The sequence below is a fragment of the Bacillus paranthracis genome, from assembly GCF_024296885.1.
Lineage (GTDB): Bacteria > Bacillota > Bacilli > Bacillales > Bacillaceae_G > Bacillus_A > Bacillus_A paranthracis.
Map to the genome: position 1 here is coordinate 3,201,255 of NZ_CP101135.1, position 17,715 is coordinate 3,218,969.

Annotated in this window: 17 protein-coding genes and 1 pseudogene; 8 read left to right on the top strand and 10 right to left on the bottom strand. The window is 34.0% G+C overall.

The features are described from left to right. Positions 1-146: 146 nt before the first annotated feature. Entirely contained in the window at positions 147-623 is a 477-nt protein-coding gene (locus tag NLJ82_RS16440; RefSeq protein ID WP_001997933.1) for a DinB family protein, read from the bottom strand. A 171-nt stretch (positions 624-794) separates the two neighbouring features. On the opposite strand from NLJ82_RS16440, the gene NLJ82_RS16445 reads away from it, so the two are divergent. Both NLJ82_RS16445 and NLJ82_RS16450 read left to right on the top strand, forming a co-directional pair. Then, positions 795-1,283: a DinB family protein gene (locus tag NLJ82_RS16445; protein WP_000902392.1), complete on the top strand. Its 489-nt coding sequence runs from the start codon at positions 795-797 to the stop codon at positions 1,281-1,283. Between the two features lie 204 nt (positions 1,284-1,487). After that, entirely contained in the window at positions 1,488-2,024 is a 537-nt protein-coding gene (locus NLJ82_RS16450) for a GNAT family N-acetyltransferase (protein ID WP_001235380.1), read from the top strand. Positions 2,025-2,135: 111 nt separating this feature from the next. Here the strand turns inward: NLJ82_RS16450 and NLJ82_RS16455 are convergent, their stop codons facing one another. The 3 genes from NLJ82_RS16455 to NLJ82_RS16465 form a co-directional block, all read right to left on the bottom strand. Continuing rightward, the gene (locus NLJ82_RS16455; protein ID WP_000771168.1) at positions 2,136-2,612 is read right to left on the bottom strand and encodes a DUF2690 domain-containing protein; all 477 of its coding nucleotides are present in this window, start codon (positions 2,610-2,612) and stop codon (positions 2,136-2,138) included. Between the two features lie 17 nt (positions 2,613-2,629). Beyond that, positions 2,630-3,142 (bottom strand): YjfA family protein, encoded by a 513-nt coding sequence (locus NLJ82_RS16460; protein ID WP_000473749.1) that lies wholly within the window; start codon positions 3,140-3,142, stop codon positions 2,630-2,632. Positions 3,143-3,433: 291 nt separating this feature from the next. Beyond that, the gene (locus NLJ82_RS16465) at positions 3,434-4,327 is read right to left on the bottom strand and encodes a LysR family transcriptional regulator (protein ID WP_000403847.1); all 894 of its coding nucleotides are present in this window, start codon (positions 4,325-4,327) and stop codon (positions 3,434-3,436) included. A 122-nt stretch (positions 4,328-4,449) separates the two neighbouring features. Here NLJ82_RS16465 and NLJ82_RS16470 point away from each other — a divergent pair, with 122 nt between their 5' ends. Beyond that, a complete protein-coding gene (locus NLJ82_RS16470; RefSeq protein WP_000645254.1) occupies positions 4,450-5,415 on the top strand; it encodes a quinone oxidoreductase family protein in 966 nt (321 codons plus the stop codon). A gap of 218 nt (positions 5,416-5,633) precedes the next feature. On the opposite strand, the gene NLJ82_RS16475 is transcribed toward NLJ82_RS16470, so the two are convergent. The 4 genes from NLJ82_RS16475 to NLJ82_RS16490 all read right to left on the bottom strand — a co-directional run bounded on the left by NLJ82_RS16475 (position 5,634) and on the right by NLJ82_RS16490 (position 9,993). Continuing rightward, the gene (locus tag NLJ82_RS16475) at positions 5,634-6,416 is read right to left on the bottom strand and encodes a putative protein N(5)-glutamine methyltransferase (RefSeq protein WP_000369198.1); all 783 of its coding nucleotides are present in this window, start codon (positions 6,414-6,416) and stop codon (positions 5,634-5,636) included. Between the two features lie 277 nt (positions 6,417-6,693). After that, on the bottom strand, positions 6,694-7,398 hold the full coding sequence (locus tag NLJ82_RS16480) for a histidine phosphatase family protein (RefSeq protein WP_000797125.1): 705 nt from the start codon (positions 7,396-7,398) through the stop codon (positions 6,694-6,696). A gap of 162 nt (positions 7,399-7,560) precedes the next feature. After that, positions 7,561-8,085 carry a GNAT family N-acetyltransferase gene (locus tag NLJ82_RS16485; RefSeq protein ID WP_000256494.1) on the bottom strand — a complete coding sequence of 175 codons (525 nt, stop codon included), beginning with the start codon at positions 8,083-8,085 and terminating at the stop codon, positions 7,561-7,563. A gap of 6 nt (positions 8,086-8,091) precedes the next feature. Beyond that, entirely contained in the window at positions 8,092-9,993 is a 1,902-nt protein-coding gene (locus NLJ82_RS16490) for an endonuclease MutS2 (RefSeq protein ID WP_001095176.1), read from the bottom strand. Positions 9,994-10,529: 536 nt separating this feature from the next. On the opposite strand from NLJ82_RS16490, the gene NLJ82_RS16495 reads away from it, so the two are divergent. Then, positions 10,530-11,321 (top strand): arylamine N-acetyltransferase family protein, encoded by a 792-nt coding sequence (locus NLJ82_RS16495; RefSeq protein ID WP_000129178.1) that lies wholly within the window; start codon positions 10,530-10,532, stop codon positions 11,319-11,321. Between the two features lie 116 nt (positions 11,322-11,437). Then, positions 11,438-13,225 carry an oligoendopeptidase F gene (pepF, locus tag NLJ82_RS16500; protein ID WP_000137579.1) on the top strand — a complete coding sequence of 596 codons (1,788 nt, stop codon included), beginning with the start codon at positions 11,438-11,440 and terminating at the stop codon, positions 13,223-13,225. Between the two features lie 35 nt (positions 13,226-13,260). Here the strand turns inward: pepF and NLJ82_RS16505 are convergent, their stop codons facing one another. Further along, entirely contained in the window at positions 13,261-14,394 is a 1,134-nt protein-coding gene (locus tag NLJ82_RS16505; protein ID WP_000915223.1) for a serine hydrolase domain-containing protein, read from the bottom strand. A 258-nt stretch (positions 14,395-14,652) separates the two neighbouring features. On the opposite strand from NLJ82_RS16505, the pseudogene NLJ82_RS16510 reads away from it, so the two are divergent. After that, positions 14,653-14,862, top strand: a pseudogene (locus NLJ82_RS16510) (hypothetical protein). Positions 14,863-14,961: 99 nt separating this feature from the next. On the opposite strand, the gene NLJ82_RS16515 reads toward NLJ82_RS16510, so the two are convergent. After that, positions 14,962-16,182: an MFS transporter gene (locus NLJ82_RS16515; protein WP_000904353.1), complete on the bottom strand. Its 1,221-nt coding sequence runs from the start codon at positions 16,180-16,182 to the stop codon at positions 14,962-14,964. Positions 16,183-16,288: 106 nt separating this feature from the next. On the opposite strand from NLJ82_RS16515, the gene NLJ82_RS16520 reads away from it, so the two are divergent. Next, positions 16,289-17,140 (top strand): LysR family transcriptional regulator, encoded by an 852-nt coding sequence (locus NLJ82_RS16520; RefSeq protein ID WP_000351713.1) that lies wholly within the window; start codon positions 16,289-16,291, stop codon positions 17,138-17,140. After that, the gene (locus tag NLJ82_RS16525; protein ID WP_000544594.1) at positions 17,133-17,642 is read left to right on the top strand and encodes a DUF3916 domain-containing protein; all 510 of its coding nucleotides are present in this window, start codon (positions 17,133-17,135) and stop codon (positions 17,640-17,642) included. The genes NLJ82_RS16520 and NLJ82_RS16525 overlap by 8 nt, the downstream gene beginning before the upstream one ends. The last annotated feature ends 73 nt before the right edge of the window (positions 17,643-17,715 follow it).

The following is a 17,715-nucleotide window of genomic DNA, read 5'->3' on the forward strand; positions in this document are numbered from 1 at the left end:
CTTTTTCGCTCTTCTTCATCAGCATCACGATGATAATCCCTAATCCTTCAAGAAGTTATACAAAAAAGGTAGATAATAATTTATCTACCTTTTTTGTATATATTATTTAACATTACACCTGTATTGCTCGTTATATGCAATTAAGACTAAAGAGCTTTAATAATACGTTCCATCGCCTTCATTTGCCCAATATGATCAGCTTCATGATAAAGCATCATACCGTAAAGTTCCCCTACTGTTTCCAATCCTAGGAATGGCTCTGGCAGTTTATTTTCAAATGCTTCTGCTGGAATTTCTTTAATACGTTTTGCTTGTTCTTTTAATTGAACCGTTAACACTTCTAACGATGGTCCTGCTGTTGTCCATTTAGATGGTCTTGATCCATATCCAAACATACCTGGATATTCCGTTGGTAATTGTTTGAATTCTTTTCCAAACATGAAAACTTCTGCTGCCGTTAACACATGACCGATATGCCAGCGAATTGTATTGTTAAAACCCTTTGGCTGCGTATCTGCAGTTTTATCATCTAGCGTCTCCATAAATGTAAGTAACGCACCGCGCGTTATTTCAAATTGTTTTAAGCCAACTAGTCTATTCATTTTATCGTTCCCCTTCTTCATGTACCATTTATTATGAACTAAGAATGTTCAACTTATTAAAGTTTTACCTTGTTTAATCTATCAGAAACAAATAAGAAATACATCTAATATGCTTATTAAAAATAATAAAAAGGTTCACTCCTCGTAAATATAGAATTACTTACTATGTAAATAAAGGAGGAGTGTACTTGCATGTTACACATTTTAAAACAACAATATAATCTTATTAGCTCTACAAGAGAAACTCTATTTTCGTTTTTGGAAGAAATTCCATTAGAAAAATTACATAGCACAATTCCGAATTTCGGGAGCGGTAGCATTATAAAGACACATATTCATGTAGCCGATTGCTACCGATACTGGCTTGGATCATTCGCATTTAAACAAAAGCGAGCAGACTTTTCATTTGCTAGCGATTACGAAATTGAGCATGCAGATGTGGAAAAAGTTCGTACTAGATTTAAGTTAGTAGATGAGACCGTACAACGCTTTTTAGATGAATACAATGACCGATGGCTCGAAAATATTGCAAATGAAGTAAAGTGGCAAAAAGAGCCTTGGAGTACAACTCCGCTATGGCTTTTAACTCATACGGAGACGCATGAGTTTCACCATAAAGGACAAATTGTATCTATGGCTCGTCACCTTGGATACAATCCTCCTGATACAGATCTTATTTAATTCGATCATTAAAAAACTTGTTGATACATTTTTTCGTGTATAAAACTTTTATCATTTGTTTTAGGTATACCATATCATTATAAAATTCATGTAACATAAAAGTAAGAATCATACTTTTCAAACAATACAAAAAACAAAACTCTTCTTCCATGTAGAGCAATAATATTTATATACTCTATCACCAACCTTAAGGAGAACATTATAATGAGATTAGAAAGGGAAAGAATTTATTTAAGGCCACTTTGTCAGCTAGATGCGCCTATTATATTAGAAAGTACAATGGATGATGAAATAAGATATATGACTGGAACCAAGTCTACTTTTTCATTGGAGCAAATTAAAACACATATAGATCATATAAATAATGATTCAAGTCGCTATGATTTTGCTATTTGTTTAACAAGCACTAACGAAATGATTGGAGAATTGTCGATTTTAGATATTGATGAAGAGAATAAAAGAGCAGGATTCAGAATATCAATGCTTTCAATAGCAGTAACAGGACAAGGCTATGGAACTGAAGCTATTAAAATAATTTTAAGATTTGTTTTTGAACAACTATCATTAAATCGTTTACAGTTAGAAGTATTTAGCCATAATTTACGCGGAATTAAAGCTTATGAAAAAGTTGGTTTTGTAAAAGAAGGAACTTTACGTCAATCTTTATTTTATAACGATGCATACTCGGATGAAATTATTATGTCCATACTTAAAAGCGATTATATAGAGAGACCTTTGTAAATGAATGTCTTAAGCTATTAAACAACTTTAAAGAACCTTACCACAGTATAATGCAGTAAGGCTCTTTCATTTTCATATCAAATAACAGCTCTTAACGCATTGATAATCGTATTAATACCAAATAGTCTCCGCATAATTATAAGCATCACTATTTGGTATAGCATGTTTCCCTTGTGCTTGTGCCTTTCTTGGATCTAAATCATATACCATTGGCGTATAGCATGATGTTTGCCCTTTATTCACAACACCATTTCCTCCAGCACTTCCGCAAGTATATGCCTTTCCATCTGTTTTTCTAACAATTCTTGCATCAGCTTCGTTATTATAAACCGCTGCACGCGTTACAGTAACTTTTGCCCACGCTGTTTTACACGTCGTGCTAAATTTTAATTCCACATACGAATTTGAATCAATCCACTTCTTTTCTTTCGTTACTGCTGATTGATCACAACTGTTGTAATACGGACTTTTCCCATCATATGAATGGTCTTCTGCATATGCTTTATCGCTATTAGTTGTACTAAACATACTAGTTACAACGAGTAAAGATAACAATAAACATGCACTCACCTTTTTTAATAGCTTCATATAATTTCACTCCTTTATTAATAACGTGCTGTTTTCCCGTAACCGTTATTAAACGTAACTGCTTCAGCATCTGCTGTGTATCCGAAATCAGCAGTTAAATCAAATACCATTCCTGTATAAGTACTCGTTTGACCAGTTTTAATTGTGCCATTTCCTTGATTGGAAGTGACTGATTTTTGAAACACACCATTTTTGTATTTATTCACAACAGCGTACGCATACACTCCTCCTGAAACAGCTGGTGCTGGTTGATCTAAAACAAACTTAGCCCAAGCTGCATGACATTTATTACTGTAACGTAAATACACTGTCCCTACTTTTTTACTACCTTCGTATACCGCTGTAGACTTTGCATTAAATCCATCTGCATCACACGTTGTACTTCCCCCGTATACTTTCGTTGTTGCTGGATTTTTCCCGTCATAATAACTACTCAGATCGGTAGCTGCAAATGTACTTCCTTGAAAACTAAATAATACCCCTACACTCGCTACACTTAACACACATACTTTCATTAACTTTTTAAACATTGTAAATCTCCTCCCTCAAAATAAGTACGTATATCTATCCCCTATGTACGCCCCTCCTTTCATGCTGCCTAGAGGCATCTTACAGAAACGAATAAAAGTTGTAAATTCCCTTACGATTATTGGAATATACGAAGAAATTTACTTACCCTTGTAAGAAAAAAAGTTGAGAAATACACATTTTATAGCATCCTTTATTTAAAACATAAAGAACCGATACTCGTTTCATGCAAGCATCGATTCTCAATACAAAATTACCATTTTTTCTTTTATAGAAAATAAATATTTCTCCACTTAATCCGTTGTAAAAAACTCCCTCGTCACATCAATAAATTGCTGCAGTGGCACTGTCATCCATTTATCTTTATGCCAAGCAATTTGTGTGAAAATTGGATTGATAGTATTTTCTAGATGTAACTCTTTTATCGTCCCCTCTCGTATATCTTTTTCTACTACTATCGCCGGTAAAACGGCTATACCTAAATCTGCAATAACACATTGTTTTATTGCCTCTACACTAACAAACTCAATCTTATTTGCTGGATACACATCTTGGATGCGAAATAACTCTTCAAATAAAGTCCGATATGAGCACCCTAGTTCTGTTAATAAAAGTGTTTCCGTCTCTAAATCTTTTATCGAAACAGAAGTTTGCTGGAGTAAATGATGCCCTGGAGCAGCTACTACTTTTAATTCTTCTTTCATAAGCGGCTCAACATGTAAAGCATCTTCTGTTTTACATTCATCCAAAATAAATGCAAGATCGACTTTTCCTTCCATCAATTGTTCCTTCGCATCTTTATTGGAATGTGCGGGTTTAAATATAAGTTTTATTTGAGGAAATTGTGCTTTAAATCTCTTTAATATAGAAGGAAGTCTATATGTACATTGGCTTTCTTGCGCACCAATGGTTAACGTACCAGCTATTTCTTCATCATCTTTCACAGCCGTCTTCGCTTCGTTACTAAGTACGATTATCTTGTCCGCATATAGTTGAAACTTTCTTCCTGCTTCGGTTAAGAAAAGACGTTTCCCTAATCTTTCAAATAACGGCGTACCTAGCTCAGCTTCTAACGTTTTAATTTGCGCCGTTACGCTTGATTGAGCAAAGTTTAATTTCTTCGCAGTTTGGGTAAAGTTCAAAGTGTCCGCGGCGATTTTAAAGGTAATTAATTGTTTTATCTCCATTTATCATCCCTCTTTTCAATCGGAATTCCCGATTGATTTCATCGAAATAATCCTCTTTTTCTATTGATATTTGTATTGTATGATAAAGAGCATCGACAAACAATATAATGGAGGTATTCCATATGAAAGCACTTTGTTTCGAACAGTTTGGAAGTCCAGATGTACTACAATATAAAGAAATACATGATCCAATCATAAATCCAAATGAAATTCTTCTCCGTACAAAAGCAATTGGATTAAACTTTGCTGATATTTACAGACGCCGCGGCGATTATCATCTCGCTGGAAACCCACCTTATATATTAGGTTATGAAGGTGCTGGTATTGTTGAAGAGGTAGGAGCTAACGTTACAAATATCAATCCTGGAGACCGTATTGCATTTGCTGATGTTCCATTTGCAAATGCAGAATTAGTTGCCGTTCCAGCAGAAAAAGCAATCCCGCTTCCAGATTCAATTTCTTTTGAAACAGCCGCTTCTGTCTTATTGCAAGGCTTAACAGCACATTATTTAACGAAAGATAGCTATCAACTAAAACAAGGTGACACAGCTTTAATCCATGCTGTGGCTGGTGGCGTTGGTCAACTTCTTATTCAAATGATTAAACTGCTAGGCGGAAAAGTAATCGGCCTAACTTCATCAAACGAAAAAGGAAAAGTAGCCACATTAGCTGGTGCCGATCACGTATTTTTATATACGGAATCATGGGCTACGAAAGTACTTGAAATAACAAATGGTACCGGGGTAAATGTTGTATATGAATCAGTAGGCTCTACACTTGAGGAAAGTTTTAACGCTACTAAAGTTGGTGGTACTGTCGTATTTTTCGGAATGGCTGGCGGTAATCCTGCTCCCGTTGATCCACGCATGCTTATGGATACTTCAAAAACTTTAACTGGTGGAGACCTTTGGAATGTGCTTACTACCTTTGAAGAACGTAAGCAGCGCTCTACTCAATTATTTGATTGGATCGCTAGTGGAAAATTAAACATTGCGAGTGCTACTACATTCTCTTTACAAGACGGCGCCCATGCTCATGAATTATTAGAGAGCAGAAAAAGTACAGGGAAAATTTTATTAATCCCATAATTCACAAAATGAAAAGAAATCTAAGTTAAGTTTTATGAAAACCTATAGTAAAAAAGTTGATAAATGAAAGGACATAACTAATATGTTATGTCCTTTCTTCTTCAAATCACTCGGATAATTTTCGATCTCTTTTCTCAATTAAAAGCATATGTTTTTTATTTATATATTGCTAGAAAATTATCATTTTATTTATGAATAAGGCTACATACAAATTTAAGCTAAAAACTAGCTTTCGACCCTATAACAACAGTAGCATCTAATTCCTCATCTCGAGCCACTTTCGTGGTAAGCCCAGCACCAGCAAAGATTTCAAAGGTCTGATCTACCTGCATTTCGCTCGTCTCTATTAAAAGATGACCTCCAGGTGCTAGCCAGAGAAATGCTTCTTTCGCTACTCTTCGCTGAATGTCAAGTCCATCCTCTCCCCCATCAAGCGCCACCTTTGGTTCATATAGGCGAGCTTCCTGTGGGAGCAGTTTTATTGCATCAGTAGGAACATAAGGTGCGTTTGCAAGTATGGTATTCACGTTGCCTTTAAGTGAATGAGGCAACGATTTATACAAATCACCTTCAAAAACATGGCCACCGAAACTCGTTACATTGCGGCTTGCACATCGTACCGCAATAGGGTCAATATCAACACAATATAATTCAACTCTTCCTAAAGCTGCCGCTAGAGCTGCACCGACAGCACCTGAACCACAACAGAGATCAACGACAATATCACCAAAACATGACAGCGCTTCGGCTTGGTGAACAAGAAATTCGGTTCGTTGACGAGGCACAAAAACACCCCGCTCCACTTCTATCCGCATCCCACAAAATTTTGCGTATCCAACAACATATTCAAGTGGTAAACCATCGGCTCGCATTTCCACCATTCTCTTGAGGTCCTCTGGAGTTTGGGCTACTGAAATAAGTAACCTGGTCTCTTCTTCTGCGAAAACACACCCCGCGCTCTGAAGCCTGTTAATTATACATTTTTCTGTTTTATTGTCCAAAAAGGAATTACATTCTTTTCCTATTTACCTCACCACTTTTCTTATTTATAACCCTGTATTCGCTAAAAATTGGATGTATCCTTTTTAACAAAGTGGTCCTATTCAAAAAAATACGCCCTTATTCAATTAAATGACCCAATTGTTGAACAAAGAAACATTCTACACATTAAAAACAAAATCATAATATAAAGATACAATATTTCAAATGATGCACTAAAAAATAAAAAGGAAGCTAGATTTTACTAACTCCCTTTTCTTATATCTATTTGAGATAGGATTATATTTCCACACTTTCTTTCCCTTTTGCAACATAGCTCATATCTCCAACTGACTCGACTGTATATGTTCCATCTTGATATAAAATCTTCGTCACACTAGCATTTTCCACTCCAAGTTTTGTTTTATTACTGTCTAGCATTTCTATTAAGGTAGTAATCAACAGCCCATGAACGACAACTAAAACGTTACCGCCGCCATCTTTAGCTGCTTCTTCACTAATTTTATCTATCTCTGCTTTTATACGAGTAGAAAATAATTCCCAATCTTCCGCCTGTTTCGTAGGATCTGCTGCTCTAATAAGATCAATAACTTCTTGAATAGAAAACTTCATGAGTTCTTCTGGTGATGCAACGCCCGCAGCTTTTCCAACCACATCCCACATATTTTCAAGCTTTTCACCCTCAAAAATACCGAAATTTAATTCTCTTAAATTTTTCCTTTGCTCAAGTTTCAATTTTGATTGCTCACTATATTTTAATACTAAATTAGCAGTTTCAATCGCGCGGCCGCTATCACTACTATACGCACTTGTAAAATGAATATCTTTTAATCCCGTTCCTAAATTAGAGGCAACTTCTACACCTTTTTCTACTAACGGAGAGTCTGCCCAACCTTGCGCGCGATGGTTCGTATTTAATATTGTTTTACCATGTCTTGTAACATATAACGTAACTACGTTGCTATCTGTTTCTCGATTCTTCATTCTTTTTTCTCTCCCTTTACATTTCTATCTCAATTTTAACACCTCAATTATTCATTGAGCAAAATATATGTAAGTAGCTTCGCTTAATAAAAAACGCTACCTTTCTGTATATCCATACAAAAAGATAGCGTCTTTTATGATTATATTTCTTAACCGATACTCCTACTCAGCAAATGCACTCGAATATTGTACAACTCCTTCTACACTTTCAAGAGCATTCTCTGTTAATTCCATTACCATAAACACTTCTTCAGACACTTCAAATGGTGCTTTTATATTCCACTCACTGGCTTTCTTAAAACCAAATTTCGGATAGTACTCTGGATGTCCTAATACTACAACTGATCCGTATCCAAGTTCTTTCGCTTTTTCTAACGCAGCTACTATAAGCTTTCCACCAATTCCTTTTTTCTGATAGCTCCTAGCAATTGATACTGGTGCAAGCGCTAATGAATCTACAGAAGCTCCATCTTGTTCTATCGTAATTTTAGATAACATAATATGACCGACTATTTCTTCATCTACTGCAACGATTGATAACTCTGGAATAAATGCGTCACACTCTCTAATACGTTTTACAAGTTCATGTTCCTTTTTATCACTAAATTCTTCATTTAAAAATGCTTGTTGTACAACTTCTTCCGTTTTTCTATAATCGGTTTGTCGTTCTTGTCTAATCGTTACCACTCTGGATTACCCTCTATTCTTTCTCATTTCTTTTTGAATTTTACGAAGTGCTTTTTTCGATCCCCGTTCAATATCATGTTGCATTTTTCTTTCTTTATAATCGACAAATAGCGTATTTAAATCGTATCCCTCTGGATATAATTCTTTTGCTGATACCTCTAAAGTAATACGTTTTACATTCACTTCAATGAATTCACCGTTATAATATACAACGACATTATAGAAGTTATCTTTTTCCTTATAGATGATACCAAAATCATCATGATCCAATAAATTTACACGGTCGCCAATTTTATACTCGTAATGATTTTCTCTTTTTTCTTGCAGGAATTTCGGCTTTCTAATTTTACTTTCATTCACTTTTTCTAAAGTATATTCTTTATTTTCCATGTACTCTTTCGCTCTTTTCAGTACACGTTCTCTTACGTTCATTTTATTTGCAATCCAAAGTGCATTACTTTCACCTGATTTACCGATCACTAATTTATAAAGCGGTTCTAGCGTCTCACTATTAAATTGCATGGCTGCGTTCATGAAATCATCGTGCATTTCTGAGAAGCGTTTAATTTCACCGTAATGCGTACTCGCAACTGTAATACATCCTGCAAGATAAAACTCCTCTAAAATAGAAATTGCAAGTGCTGCTCCTTCATTCGGTTCAGTCCCGCTTCCTATTTCATCAAATAATAGCAACGTATTATTATTTGACATCCTCATAATCTCAGATAAATTTTTCATATGTGATGAAAATGTACTTAGTGCATTTTCGATACTTTGATTATCACCAATATCTACAAATACATTTTCGAAAATAGCAATTTCTGTTTCTTTATCTCCGGCAATATGCAAACCTGACATTGTCGCTAATGTTAACAATCCAATCGTCTTTAACACAATTGTCTTCCCGCCCGCATTCGGCCCTGTAATAATTAAACTACGATAGTTTTGACCGATTTCAAAGTTTAATGGTACTACTTTTCCACTTAAAAGCGGATGCTTACAATTTACTAAATGAACGTAGCCATGATCATTTAACTTCGGCTCTATTCCATCAATCGATTTACTAAACTTCGCTTTCGCAAACACCATATCATACTGACTAATTAATTCCATATTAATTTTTATATGATATATATTTTCTACTACCATTCCTGATAAAGTCGCTAAAATTTGATATTCTTCCATCGCTTCTTCTGCTTTCAAACTTGCCAGTTCCGCATTTAACTTTGTAACCGTATGCGGTTCTATAAATACAGTAGAACCTTTAGCCGACGCTTCAACAATACTTCCGGCAACTTGATTTTTATAAGAAGATTTAATCGGAATCGTATAACGATCATCTTTTTTACTAATAAAGAACTCCTGAATATACTTCTTATTTGCACTGCTATTTAAAAACTTCGTTAAACGTTCTTTTATTTTCCCATCTACCGAATCCATGTTATTTCGAATTCGTTTTAACTCTTTACTAGCGGCAGAATCAATACTATTTCCTTTAATTGAAAAGTTAATTTCTTCTTCAATACTTTTATATTCAGTCATTGAATTTGCATAAGAAGCTAATACTGGTGCAAAAAATTCTTTATCTAACATAAATTTTTTAATCTTTCTACATCCGCGTAAAAAGTCTGAAACGCTGACTAATTCTTCTGGATCTAAAATCATCCCTTTTTCTAATTTTTGAATTGTACTTGCGATATTTGAAATACCGAAGAAAGGAACATGCCCTTCTGCATCTAATATAGCTCGCGCTTCGGTTGTTTCATTCAATCGATTCCTTACTACTTTTATACTTGCACTCGGCTCTAATTTATTTATTAATTCTTTTCCTAATCCACTTACACAATAAGATTTCACTATATCCTTTAATTCGTTATATTGTAACTTTTCAAAAGTCATTGTATTCATTTTGTTTCTCCTCACTATGATTGATTTCTATCATAAATGAAGATACCTACTCATTAGATTCCAATGAGTTCTACATTATTCAATTACCCTTTTTAAACATTAAAAATATACACAAAAAAGCTGCGGGGATACCGCAGCTTTTACATTTACAAGGCATGAGTAATAACATATGAGGAAATAAACCATAAAAAACGGATGGCAATCCCCTTATTACACGCTTTATAAAGTATTGTAGGTATCTTCATAGGTATCGAAATAAATCCATGACAAAATTAGGGGTATGGTATACATAAAAATCCCCTGTTCTTATCCGATTTATTTCATTCAATTTTTCCTATTTAGTACCTACCGCACTCACAAAAAGCACCTCTCATTATTTTATATTATGGTCATTGAAATCTAATTTACTGAAATCATCATACTATATGTATAGCAAGAAGTAAAGGTGTCATACTTTAGTCGTACGCACATATGCAGATGTTTCCTCTTGCGATATTAGATACAATATATATAAATCGTTTAACGGAGGGGTTTCTATGACAGACTTTCAAAAACAATTTTTCGCACGATTACATATAGAAGAAAAAGACAAAGTTTCATTTGAAGATTTACCTAACATTATGTACGCGATGGCACAAACTGTCCCATTTGAAAACTTAAATGTTCTCGAAAAGAATTTTAAGGAAATATCAAAAGAAAATCTAAAAGAAAAAATTTTAGTAAACAATCGTGGTGGTCTTTGTTATGAACTCAATCCTACTATGTATCACTTCCTTAAAGACGCTGGATTCGATGTTCATCTCGTTTCAGGAACAGTGTATAACGCTGCAAATTCTATATGGGCTGTTGATTCTGGCCATATCGCAACCGTTTTAACACATCATAATGAGCTTTATTTAATTGAAGTTGGATTCGGATCATACTTACCACTTGCACCTGTTCCTTTCTCAGGTGAAGTCATTCACTCCGTTACAGGAGATTATCGTATTCGTAAAGAAATGACCGAAAAAGGAAACTACATGTTAGAGATGCGTAAAAACAATGAGTTTTTGGATCAATCTTCTACTGATGATTGGACGTTAGGCTATGCATTTTATATAGAAGAAGTGGATGAAGAAAAAGCAAATGCAGCACAAAAAATTATCGTTGAACATGAGTGCTCACCATTTAACAAAGTACCTCTTATTGTAAAACTAACTGAAGATGGGCATGCCTCTTTAACGAAGGATAGTCTCACAATAGCGAAAAACGGTAAAAAAACGAAAGAAAAAGTTACAGATGGGCAATATAAAAACCTTTTACATTCAAAATTCGGAATTACATTATAATTTTTCAAGCCTTGCCTTTTAGCAAGGCTTTTTAATTTTCAGCAGGGATTTTTTGCAATTTGTTGTATTTCATAGTTATATAGAAATATAACTACATATTTAGAAAGGAAATGATTATGACAGAACTTAAAGATCGACTACAAGTAGATGAGAAAGAAAAATGGGATTTAACGGATATTTATGATATCATTGAAGATTGGGAAAGTGATTTTCATAAAATTGAAGTATTAACGAAAGAACTACACGAGTTTAATGGAAATATTCACGATGGCAATAGTTTATTAGCCTATTTAACAAAGAGTGAAGAAATTTCTAGCATCATATCTTTACTATTCGCTTATGCACGATTACAATCTGATCTTGATACACGCGATACTGACGCTCAATCTCTTGTCGATAAAGTAACACAATTACAAGTGAAAGTAAGTGCAGCTAAATCTTTCTTTTCTCCATTCTTACTTAGCGTAGATGAAAACACATTACACACTTACATAGAAGAAGCTGAAGGCTTACAATATTATAAAGAAGATTTATTTGAATTATACCGTTATAAAAAACACGTATTGAATAAGGACCAAGAAGAGATTTTATCACAAATGGGCGAAGCACTCTCCTCTCCGCAACATACATATGGCATGCTAAATAATGCAGATATACTATTTGGTGAAGTGACTACTAATGATGGAGAAAAAGTTACTTTAACACGAGGAATGTATGCAAAGTTAATAGAAGATGAGAACCGCGAAAAACGTAAAGAAGCCTATAAAGCTTATTACAAACCATACGTTCAATTAAAGAATTCTATCGCTTCTACTTTATCTGCAGCTATTAAAAATAATGTTACTGTTTCTAAGCTAAGAAAATATCCATCAGCGTTAGAGAAATCATTATTTGGCGACATGGTTCCGAAAGAAGTATATGAAAATTTAATTGAAACGACGAAAAAAAACATTCAATCTTTACATACATATAATGAACTTCGAAAAGAGAAATTAAATGTCGATGAACTAAGACAATATGACTTAAGTGTCGACTTAGTAAAAGGTGTAAAACAAGATATTCCATACGATAGAGCGTTTGACATCATGATTGAATCACTAGCTCCTTTAGGTGAAGAATATATTGAAACATTAAAAAGCTTTAAAGATAAACGTTATATTGACGTAAGAGAAACGCCAGGAAAACGTTCCGGTGCTTATAACTTTGGTGTATACGGCGTTCATCCATTCATTCTTTTAAATCATCACGATGATTTAAATAGCCTTTTCACCCTTACTCACGAATGTGGGCATGGCATGCATACGCACTACTCACACGGATATCAACCAAGAATTTCTGCACACTATACTATTTTCGTCGCAGAAGTCGCTTCTACAGTAAATGAAGTGCTATTAATTCATCATTTATTAAAAGAAGCAAAAGATGCTAATGTACGTAACCATTTAGTAAATCACTTCATCGAGAAATTTAAAGGCACTTTCTTTACACAAATCATGTTCGCTGAGTTTGAAAAAATCACGCATGAAATGGCACAGCAAGGTAAATCATTAAATGCCCAAACCTTTAGCGAGGTTTACGAAAACTTGTTTAGAGAATATAACGGCGACTCCCTCGTATTTGACGAAGAAGTAAAATACGGATGGGCTAGAATACCGCATTTCTATCGTCCATTTTACGTGTACAAATATGCAACTGGATTCGCTTCTGCAATCCAAATTGCTGATAAATTATTAAGCGGCGATCCAAATGCACAGAAAAACTATCTCGAATTCCTTAAAGGTGGAAGTTCAGATTATCCATTAAATCTACTGAAAAAAGCTGGCGTTGATTTAACTACGCCAGAACCGATTGAAAGTGCATTAAATCGTTTTAGTGAACTTGTTGAAGAGTTTTCAACTTTATAAAAAAGAAGAGCCTCTCGCTAGAGGCTCTTTCTCTTTCATGCTCCGTTTCCTTCTATTAAATCATTCGCCATTTTCCTAAACTCTTGATTAAATGTATCATTCATACCATTTTGAACGTTAGAGAACAATATGACGAATGTTTTTTTATCCCAGTTAAAATTATTAAAAGTATTCCAGCCTGCTAATACCCCGTGGTTATGATAATAATCTGGATACGTATAGAAACTAAATCCATATTTTCTTGCAGGTGATGCAGTAAACATATCTAATACACTTTGTTTAGATAACAGCTTTCCATCCATTATTGCCTCATCTAATCTTTTCATATCTTCAACAGTTGTATACATTTCACCACACCCATACAACCAGTTCATTTTTAAGCGGGGGGCAGCTATTAATTCATTATCTTTTCTCGTATAACCTTCTGCTAAAAAAATATCTTCTGGGAGAGTCGCCCCCATTCCAGATTCATACATGCCAGCAGAAGTAAAAATATTTTCTTTCACGTATTCAGCGAGCGGTTTATTCGTAATTTTTTCTACAATATATGCAAGCACCATATAATTATAGTCTGTATATTTCCAGCCTGTCCCTGCAGGAAATTGCAATTTTTGCGCTCCAATCCACGTTACTAACTTTAAACGTGACCCTGCATCCACCCTACCTTGTCCTTGATCTGGCAAGCCAGATGTGTGTGTTAATAGATTTCGTAACGTAATGTTTTTATCTGCTGGAAACGATGGGATATACTTATTTACATTGTCTTCAATATTTAATTTCCCTTTTTCTTTTAGCTGCATAATAGATATTGCAACGACCGTTTTCGTAATAGAACCAATACGATATTTCGTTCTTGGCGTTGTTACTACTTTATCTTTCACATTCGCATATCCATAACCTTTTCGTAAAATCACATGATCTTTACTAGCTACAAGAACGCTCCCATTAAATCCTTTATCTTTTAAATATTGATCTAGTTTTCCAGCTACAGCTTCATAGCGTTTTTTCTCAGTTGCATCAACTTCTTGCATATCGTCCTTTTGCTTACTATTTACATTAGAAAATGCCTTTATATCATATTTCTTACCTTTATTTGCATGTATTAGTGCAACGACACTCCCACAAAAAATAGCAAAAACAAAGAAAACGATTAACCATTTCTTTAGCATAATAGGAACCCTCTTTTATATAGTTTCACTTAACGCGCATCCATTCTATTCTATATCTATTAATTTTTAAATTTTTTATAATACTACCTATTATTCACCTAAATGAACTAGATTCCTTTTTCTCATATTCAGTTTTCGGCTACTCTCTATTGTATTTCTTTCCCGCAAAATTTCCACCATACAATCGGATGCACCCTACTATAATTTCAACATCTTATGTAACATTTGTTACACAAGATAAGAAACGGAGTTGTTAAGATGAAAAACACAGATAAAAACAATCGTTTAGATGATATGACGTTTCATTATCCTACAATAAAATATAGTTATAATTTAATATTAAGTAAAATAGATTACAACTTTAAAAGGAAATGATACTAAAAATTTTCAAACAAAATAAATCATGTAAATAACGATAAAGAAAAACAAATCATTATAGCTAAAATTACAGGCAATGAACTTCATTGAAAATGAATCTCATTTATACTTTGATTATACAACAAATAAAAAAAGAAATGTCGCTCACTCGGCATTTCTTTATATTTTCTTCATAAAAAATTTACATTGCTAACTTTCTTTTATTTTCTTGTTTTTTCTATATAAACTGACTGCCGAGATACTTAACAATACTACTATACATAACCACGCATACGCATACCCTTTCTCATCCACAATATAACCAAATAAAACAGGTGCAACAATAATAGCAATTTGATTTAATGTAAGCGCTAAACCCACTGTTATTCCTACAGACTCTTCACTTGCTAATTCAGCAACTTCGGCTATAAAAAGACTAAACCATCCAATTGAAAAGAATCCTAACAATGCACTTACACCATACAATACTCCACTCGTTATTGTATGTATATTCATTACTAACAATAACATCAAGCCGATAGAAGCGCAGACAGCTATAAATAAAGGTATACGCCGATTCCCCTTATACAACACATCACTAATAGTTGCTAATGCAATACGACCAATCATTCCAGAAAAGAACATAACTGAAAATACTGTTCCGGCTACAATAAATGTAATCGATTGTTCCCCTGCTAAAAATTTCATGAAGTGTCCAACTAACACCATTTGTAATGAAATCATGCAAATACCCGTTATATAAATTGGATACAACTCTTTTTTGCATATCACTACTTTTAGCTCCATCCAAAAGGAAATGTTATTATGTCCTTTCCTCGCTTCCTCCTGAACATATGGCTCTTTGTAAAACATAAAAAATAATAGCCCTCCAATTATACAAATGCATGCGATACTATTGATCGCGTAAGTCATATTATATTGTACGGTAAGAAACGGGATTAACACTCCCGCTAACGCCCCACCAATCGGTATACCCGCTTGCCTTATTCCCATCGCTAATCCGCGATTTTCTTTTCGGAACCATTTTAAAATCACTTTACTTCCTCCTGGCTGGGAAACACTATAAAACATTCCTATTAATAAAAGTACAAATAATAACCCATTAAATCCACTTACTATATTAGTCAGTAAAAGCAAACTCCCTAGCAAAAATGAACTGATAGAAATTAATATTTTTTCATTATATTGATCAAGTAGCCGACCGACAAAAAGCATACAAAATAACGGTCCAACATTTACAACACTTACTAATAATCCACTCTCCGTATTCGTAAGTGCATATTCTTCTTTCCAAAATAAAGCGAAAACCCCGACACCATACGTTATAAGTGTCGCTGTGGTTTGAGCAATCGTCGCAACAATTAACATAACCCATTTATAAGTACTATTCACCCTTTCTTCAATCAACATAATAATCCCTCCCCCTTCCATTGTATGAAAGTTCTGATATCATATAAAATAAAGATTCATCATATAATCCATCAAAAAAATTGATACCTTTTCGGAGGGATGATACGTGGACATAAAAGATTTAACTGTATTTTACGAAGTCGCGAAGGAAAATAATATTTCTCGCGCAGCGAAAAATTTGAACTACGTGCAATCAGGCGTAACGATGCGTATAAAACAACTAGAAAATGAATTAGGTGTTCCTTTATTTTACAGAAACGGAAAAGGTGTAACTTTAACTTCTAACGGTGAGATTTTATTAACGTACGCCAAACAAATTATCCACTTAATGGATCAATCTATAAAAGCGGTTCAAAGTAATGGAACTGATCCTAAAGGTACTTTAAAAATTGGGTGTACAGAATCTACAACTGCGGTAAGGCTTTCCTCTATATTAACGGCCTACTATGAGAGGTACCCAGAAGTCGAATTGATTTTGGAAACAAATACGACTGAACAACTCATTAAGCTTGTATTAGAGCGAAAACTAGACGGAGCGTTTATAGCTGGCTCTACTCAGCATAATGAACTCCATACAACTGTATTTCATGAAGAAGAATTGGTTCTCATTAGTAAAAAACCTTTATCCTCTCTTACAGACATAGAAGATATGAATTTACTCGCTTTTAGTCACGGTTGCTATTATAGAAGTTTATTAGAAGACTGGCTTCAAGAAGAAGACATCTCGCCTAAACGAGTATTAGAATTCGGAACAATCGAAGCGATACTTGCATGTGTAAAATCAAATATGGGCGTAGCGATTATGATGAAATCAATTTTAAAGGGACATGAACATGACATATCATTCAACCCTTTACCAAATAGCTTCAAAAAGGTTCCTACTACTTTCATTACTAGAAAAGACATATTTCGCTCAGCTGCATTACAAAAATTTATGGAGATGACTCACAATGCATGAAAAGAAAATACGTGGGATGAAACGAAAAACAAACGCTATGATAAAACAAATTGAGGAACATACAAAAACGTTCCCTTCTACTTTCTATAACGATGAATATTGGTATATGCCTTTACCAGTTTCTCAAGCTTTTATCGATTTGTGTAAAACGCCTAGAAAAGTAAAACGATTATGTATACAAACCTTATTAAATCAAGCAAACCATTTAATAAAAATAAAACCGAGCGATACACATACATATCGAGTTGTTACTTTAATTTCTATAGAGAATTTATGGGAATCGCAAATTATCGTATTCAAAAACGATGACTATTTTCATAACTTTTTCAATAGAAATAATGAATTTCAAAAATGGATTTCTCTTTCAAATAAAATTGATTTTTGGAAAACATGGGGAATTTCAATTTGTCCTACTGCCCAAATTTTACACTTTCAAGAAGTCATTTATGATGAAGATGCAATCGATAAAAAAGAGATTTGGTTTATTGGAGAGTTATCTTAAAAGGGGTACTTTGAAATGAAAAGCTTCCCTTTTTTCACTTAATAAAATCGCTATATAATGAATTTATCATTTA

What these genes read in the sequence shown, in the direction of transcription:
- NLJ82_RS16490 (WP_001095176.1), bottom strand. Translation starts at nt 9,993, where the DNA reads ATGAATACAATGACTTTTGAAAAGTTACAATATAACGAATTAAAGGAT.
- NLJ82_RS16460 (WP_000473749.1), bottom strand. Translation starts at nt 3,142, where the DNA reads ATGTTTAAAAAGTTAATGAAAGTATGTGTGTTAAGTGTAGCGAGTGTA.
- NLJ82_RS16450 (WP_001235380.1), top strand. Translation starts at nt 1,488, where the DNA reads ATGAGATTAGAAAGGGAAAGAATTTATTTAAGGCCACTTTGTCAGCTA.
- NLJ82_RS16505 (WP_000915223.1), bottom strand. Translation starts at nt 14,394, where the DNA reads ATGCTAAAGAAATGGTTAATCGTTTTCTTTGTTTTTGCTATTTTTTGT.
- NLJ82_RS16455 (WP_000771168.1), bottom strand. Translation starts at nt 2,612, where the DNA reads ATGAAGCTATTAAAAAAGGTGAGTGCATGTTTATTGTTATCTTTACTC.
- NLJ82_RS16480 (WP_000797125.1), bottom strand. Translation starts at nt 7,398, where the DNA reads ATGAAGAATCGAGAAACAGATAGCAACGTAGTTACGTTATATGTTACA.
- NLJ82_RS16515 (WP_000904353.1), bottom strand. Translation starts at nt 16,182, where the DNA reads ATGTTGATTGAAGAAAGGGTGAATAGTACTTATAAATGGGTTATGTTA.
- NLJ82_RS16465 (WP_000403847.1), bottom strand. Translation starts at nt 4,327, where the DNA reads ATGGAGATAAAACAATTAATTACCTTTAAAATCGCCGCGGACACTTTG.
- NLJ82_RS16525 (WP_000544594.1), top strand. Translation starts at nt 17,133, where the DNA reads ATGCATGAAAAGAAAATACGTGGGATGAAACGAAAAACAAACGCTATG.
- NLJ82_RS16445 (WP_000902392.1), top strand. Translation starts at nt 795, where the DNA reads ATGTTACACATTTTAAAACAACAATATAATCTTATTAGCTCTACAAGA.
- pepF (WP_000137579.1), top strand. Translation starts at nt 11,438, where the DNA reads ATGACAGAACTTAAAGATCGACTACAAGTAGATGAGAAAGAAAAATGG.
- NLJ82_RS16440 (WP_001997933.1), bottom strand. Translation starts at nt 623, where the DNA reads ATGAAGAAGGGGAACGATAAAATGAATAGACTAGTTGGCTTAAAACAA.
- NLJ82_RS16470 (WP_000645254.1), top strand. Translation starts at nt 4,450, where the DNA reads ATGAAAGCACTTTGTTTCGAACAGTTTGGAAGTCCAGATGTACTACAA.
- NLJ82_RS16495 (WP_000129178.1), top strand. Translation starts at nt 10,530, where the DNA reads ATGACAGACTTTCAAAAACAATTTTTCGCACGATTACATATAGAAGAA.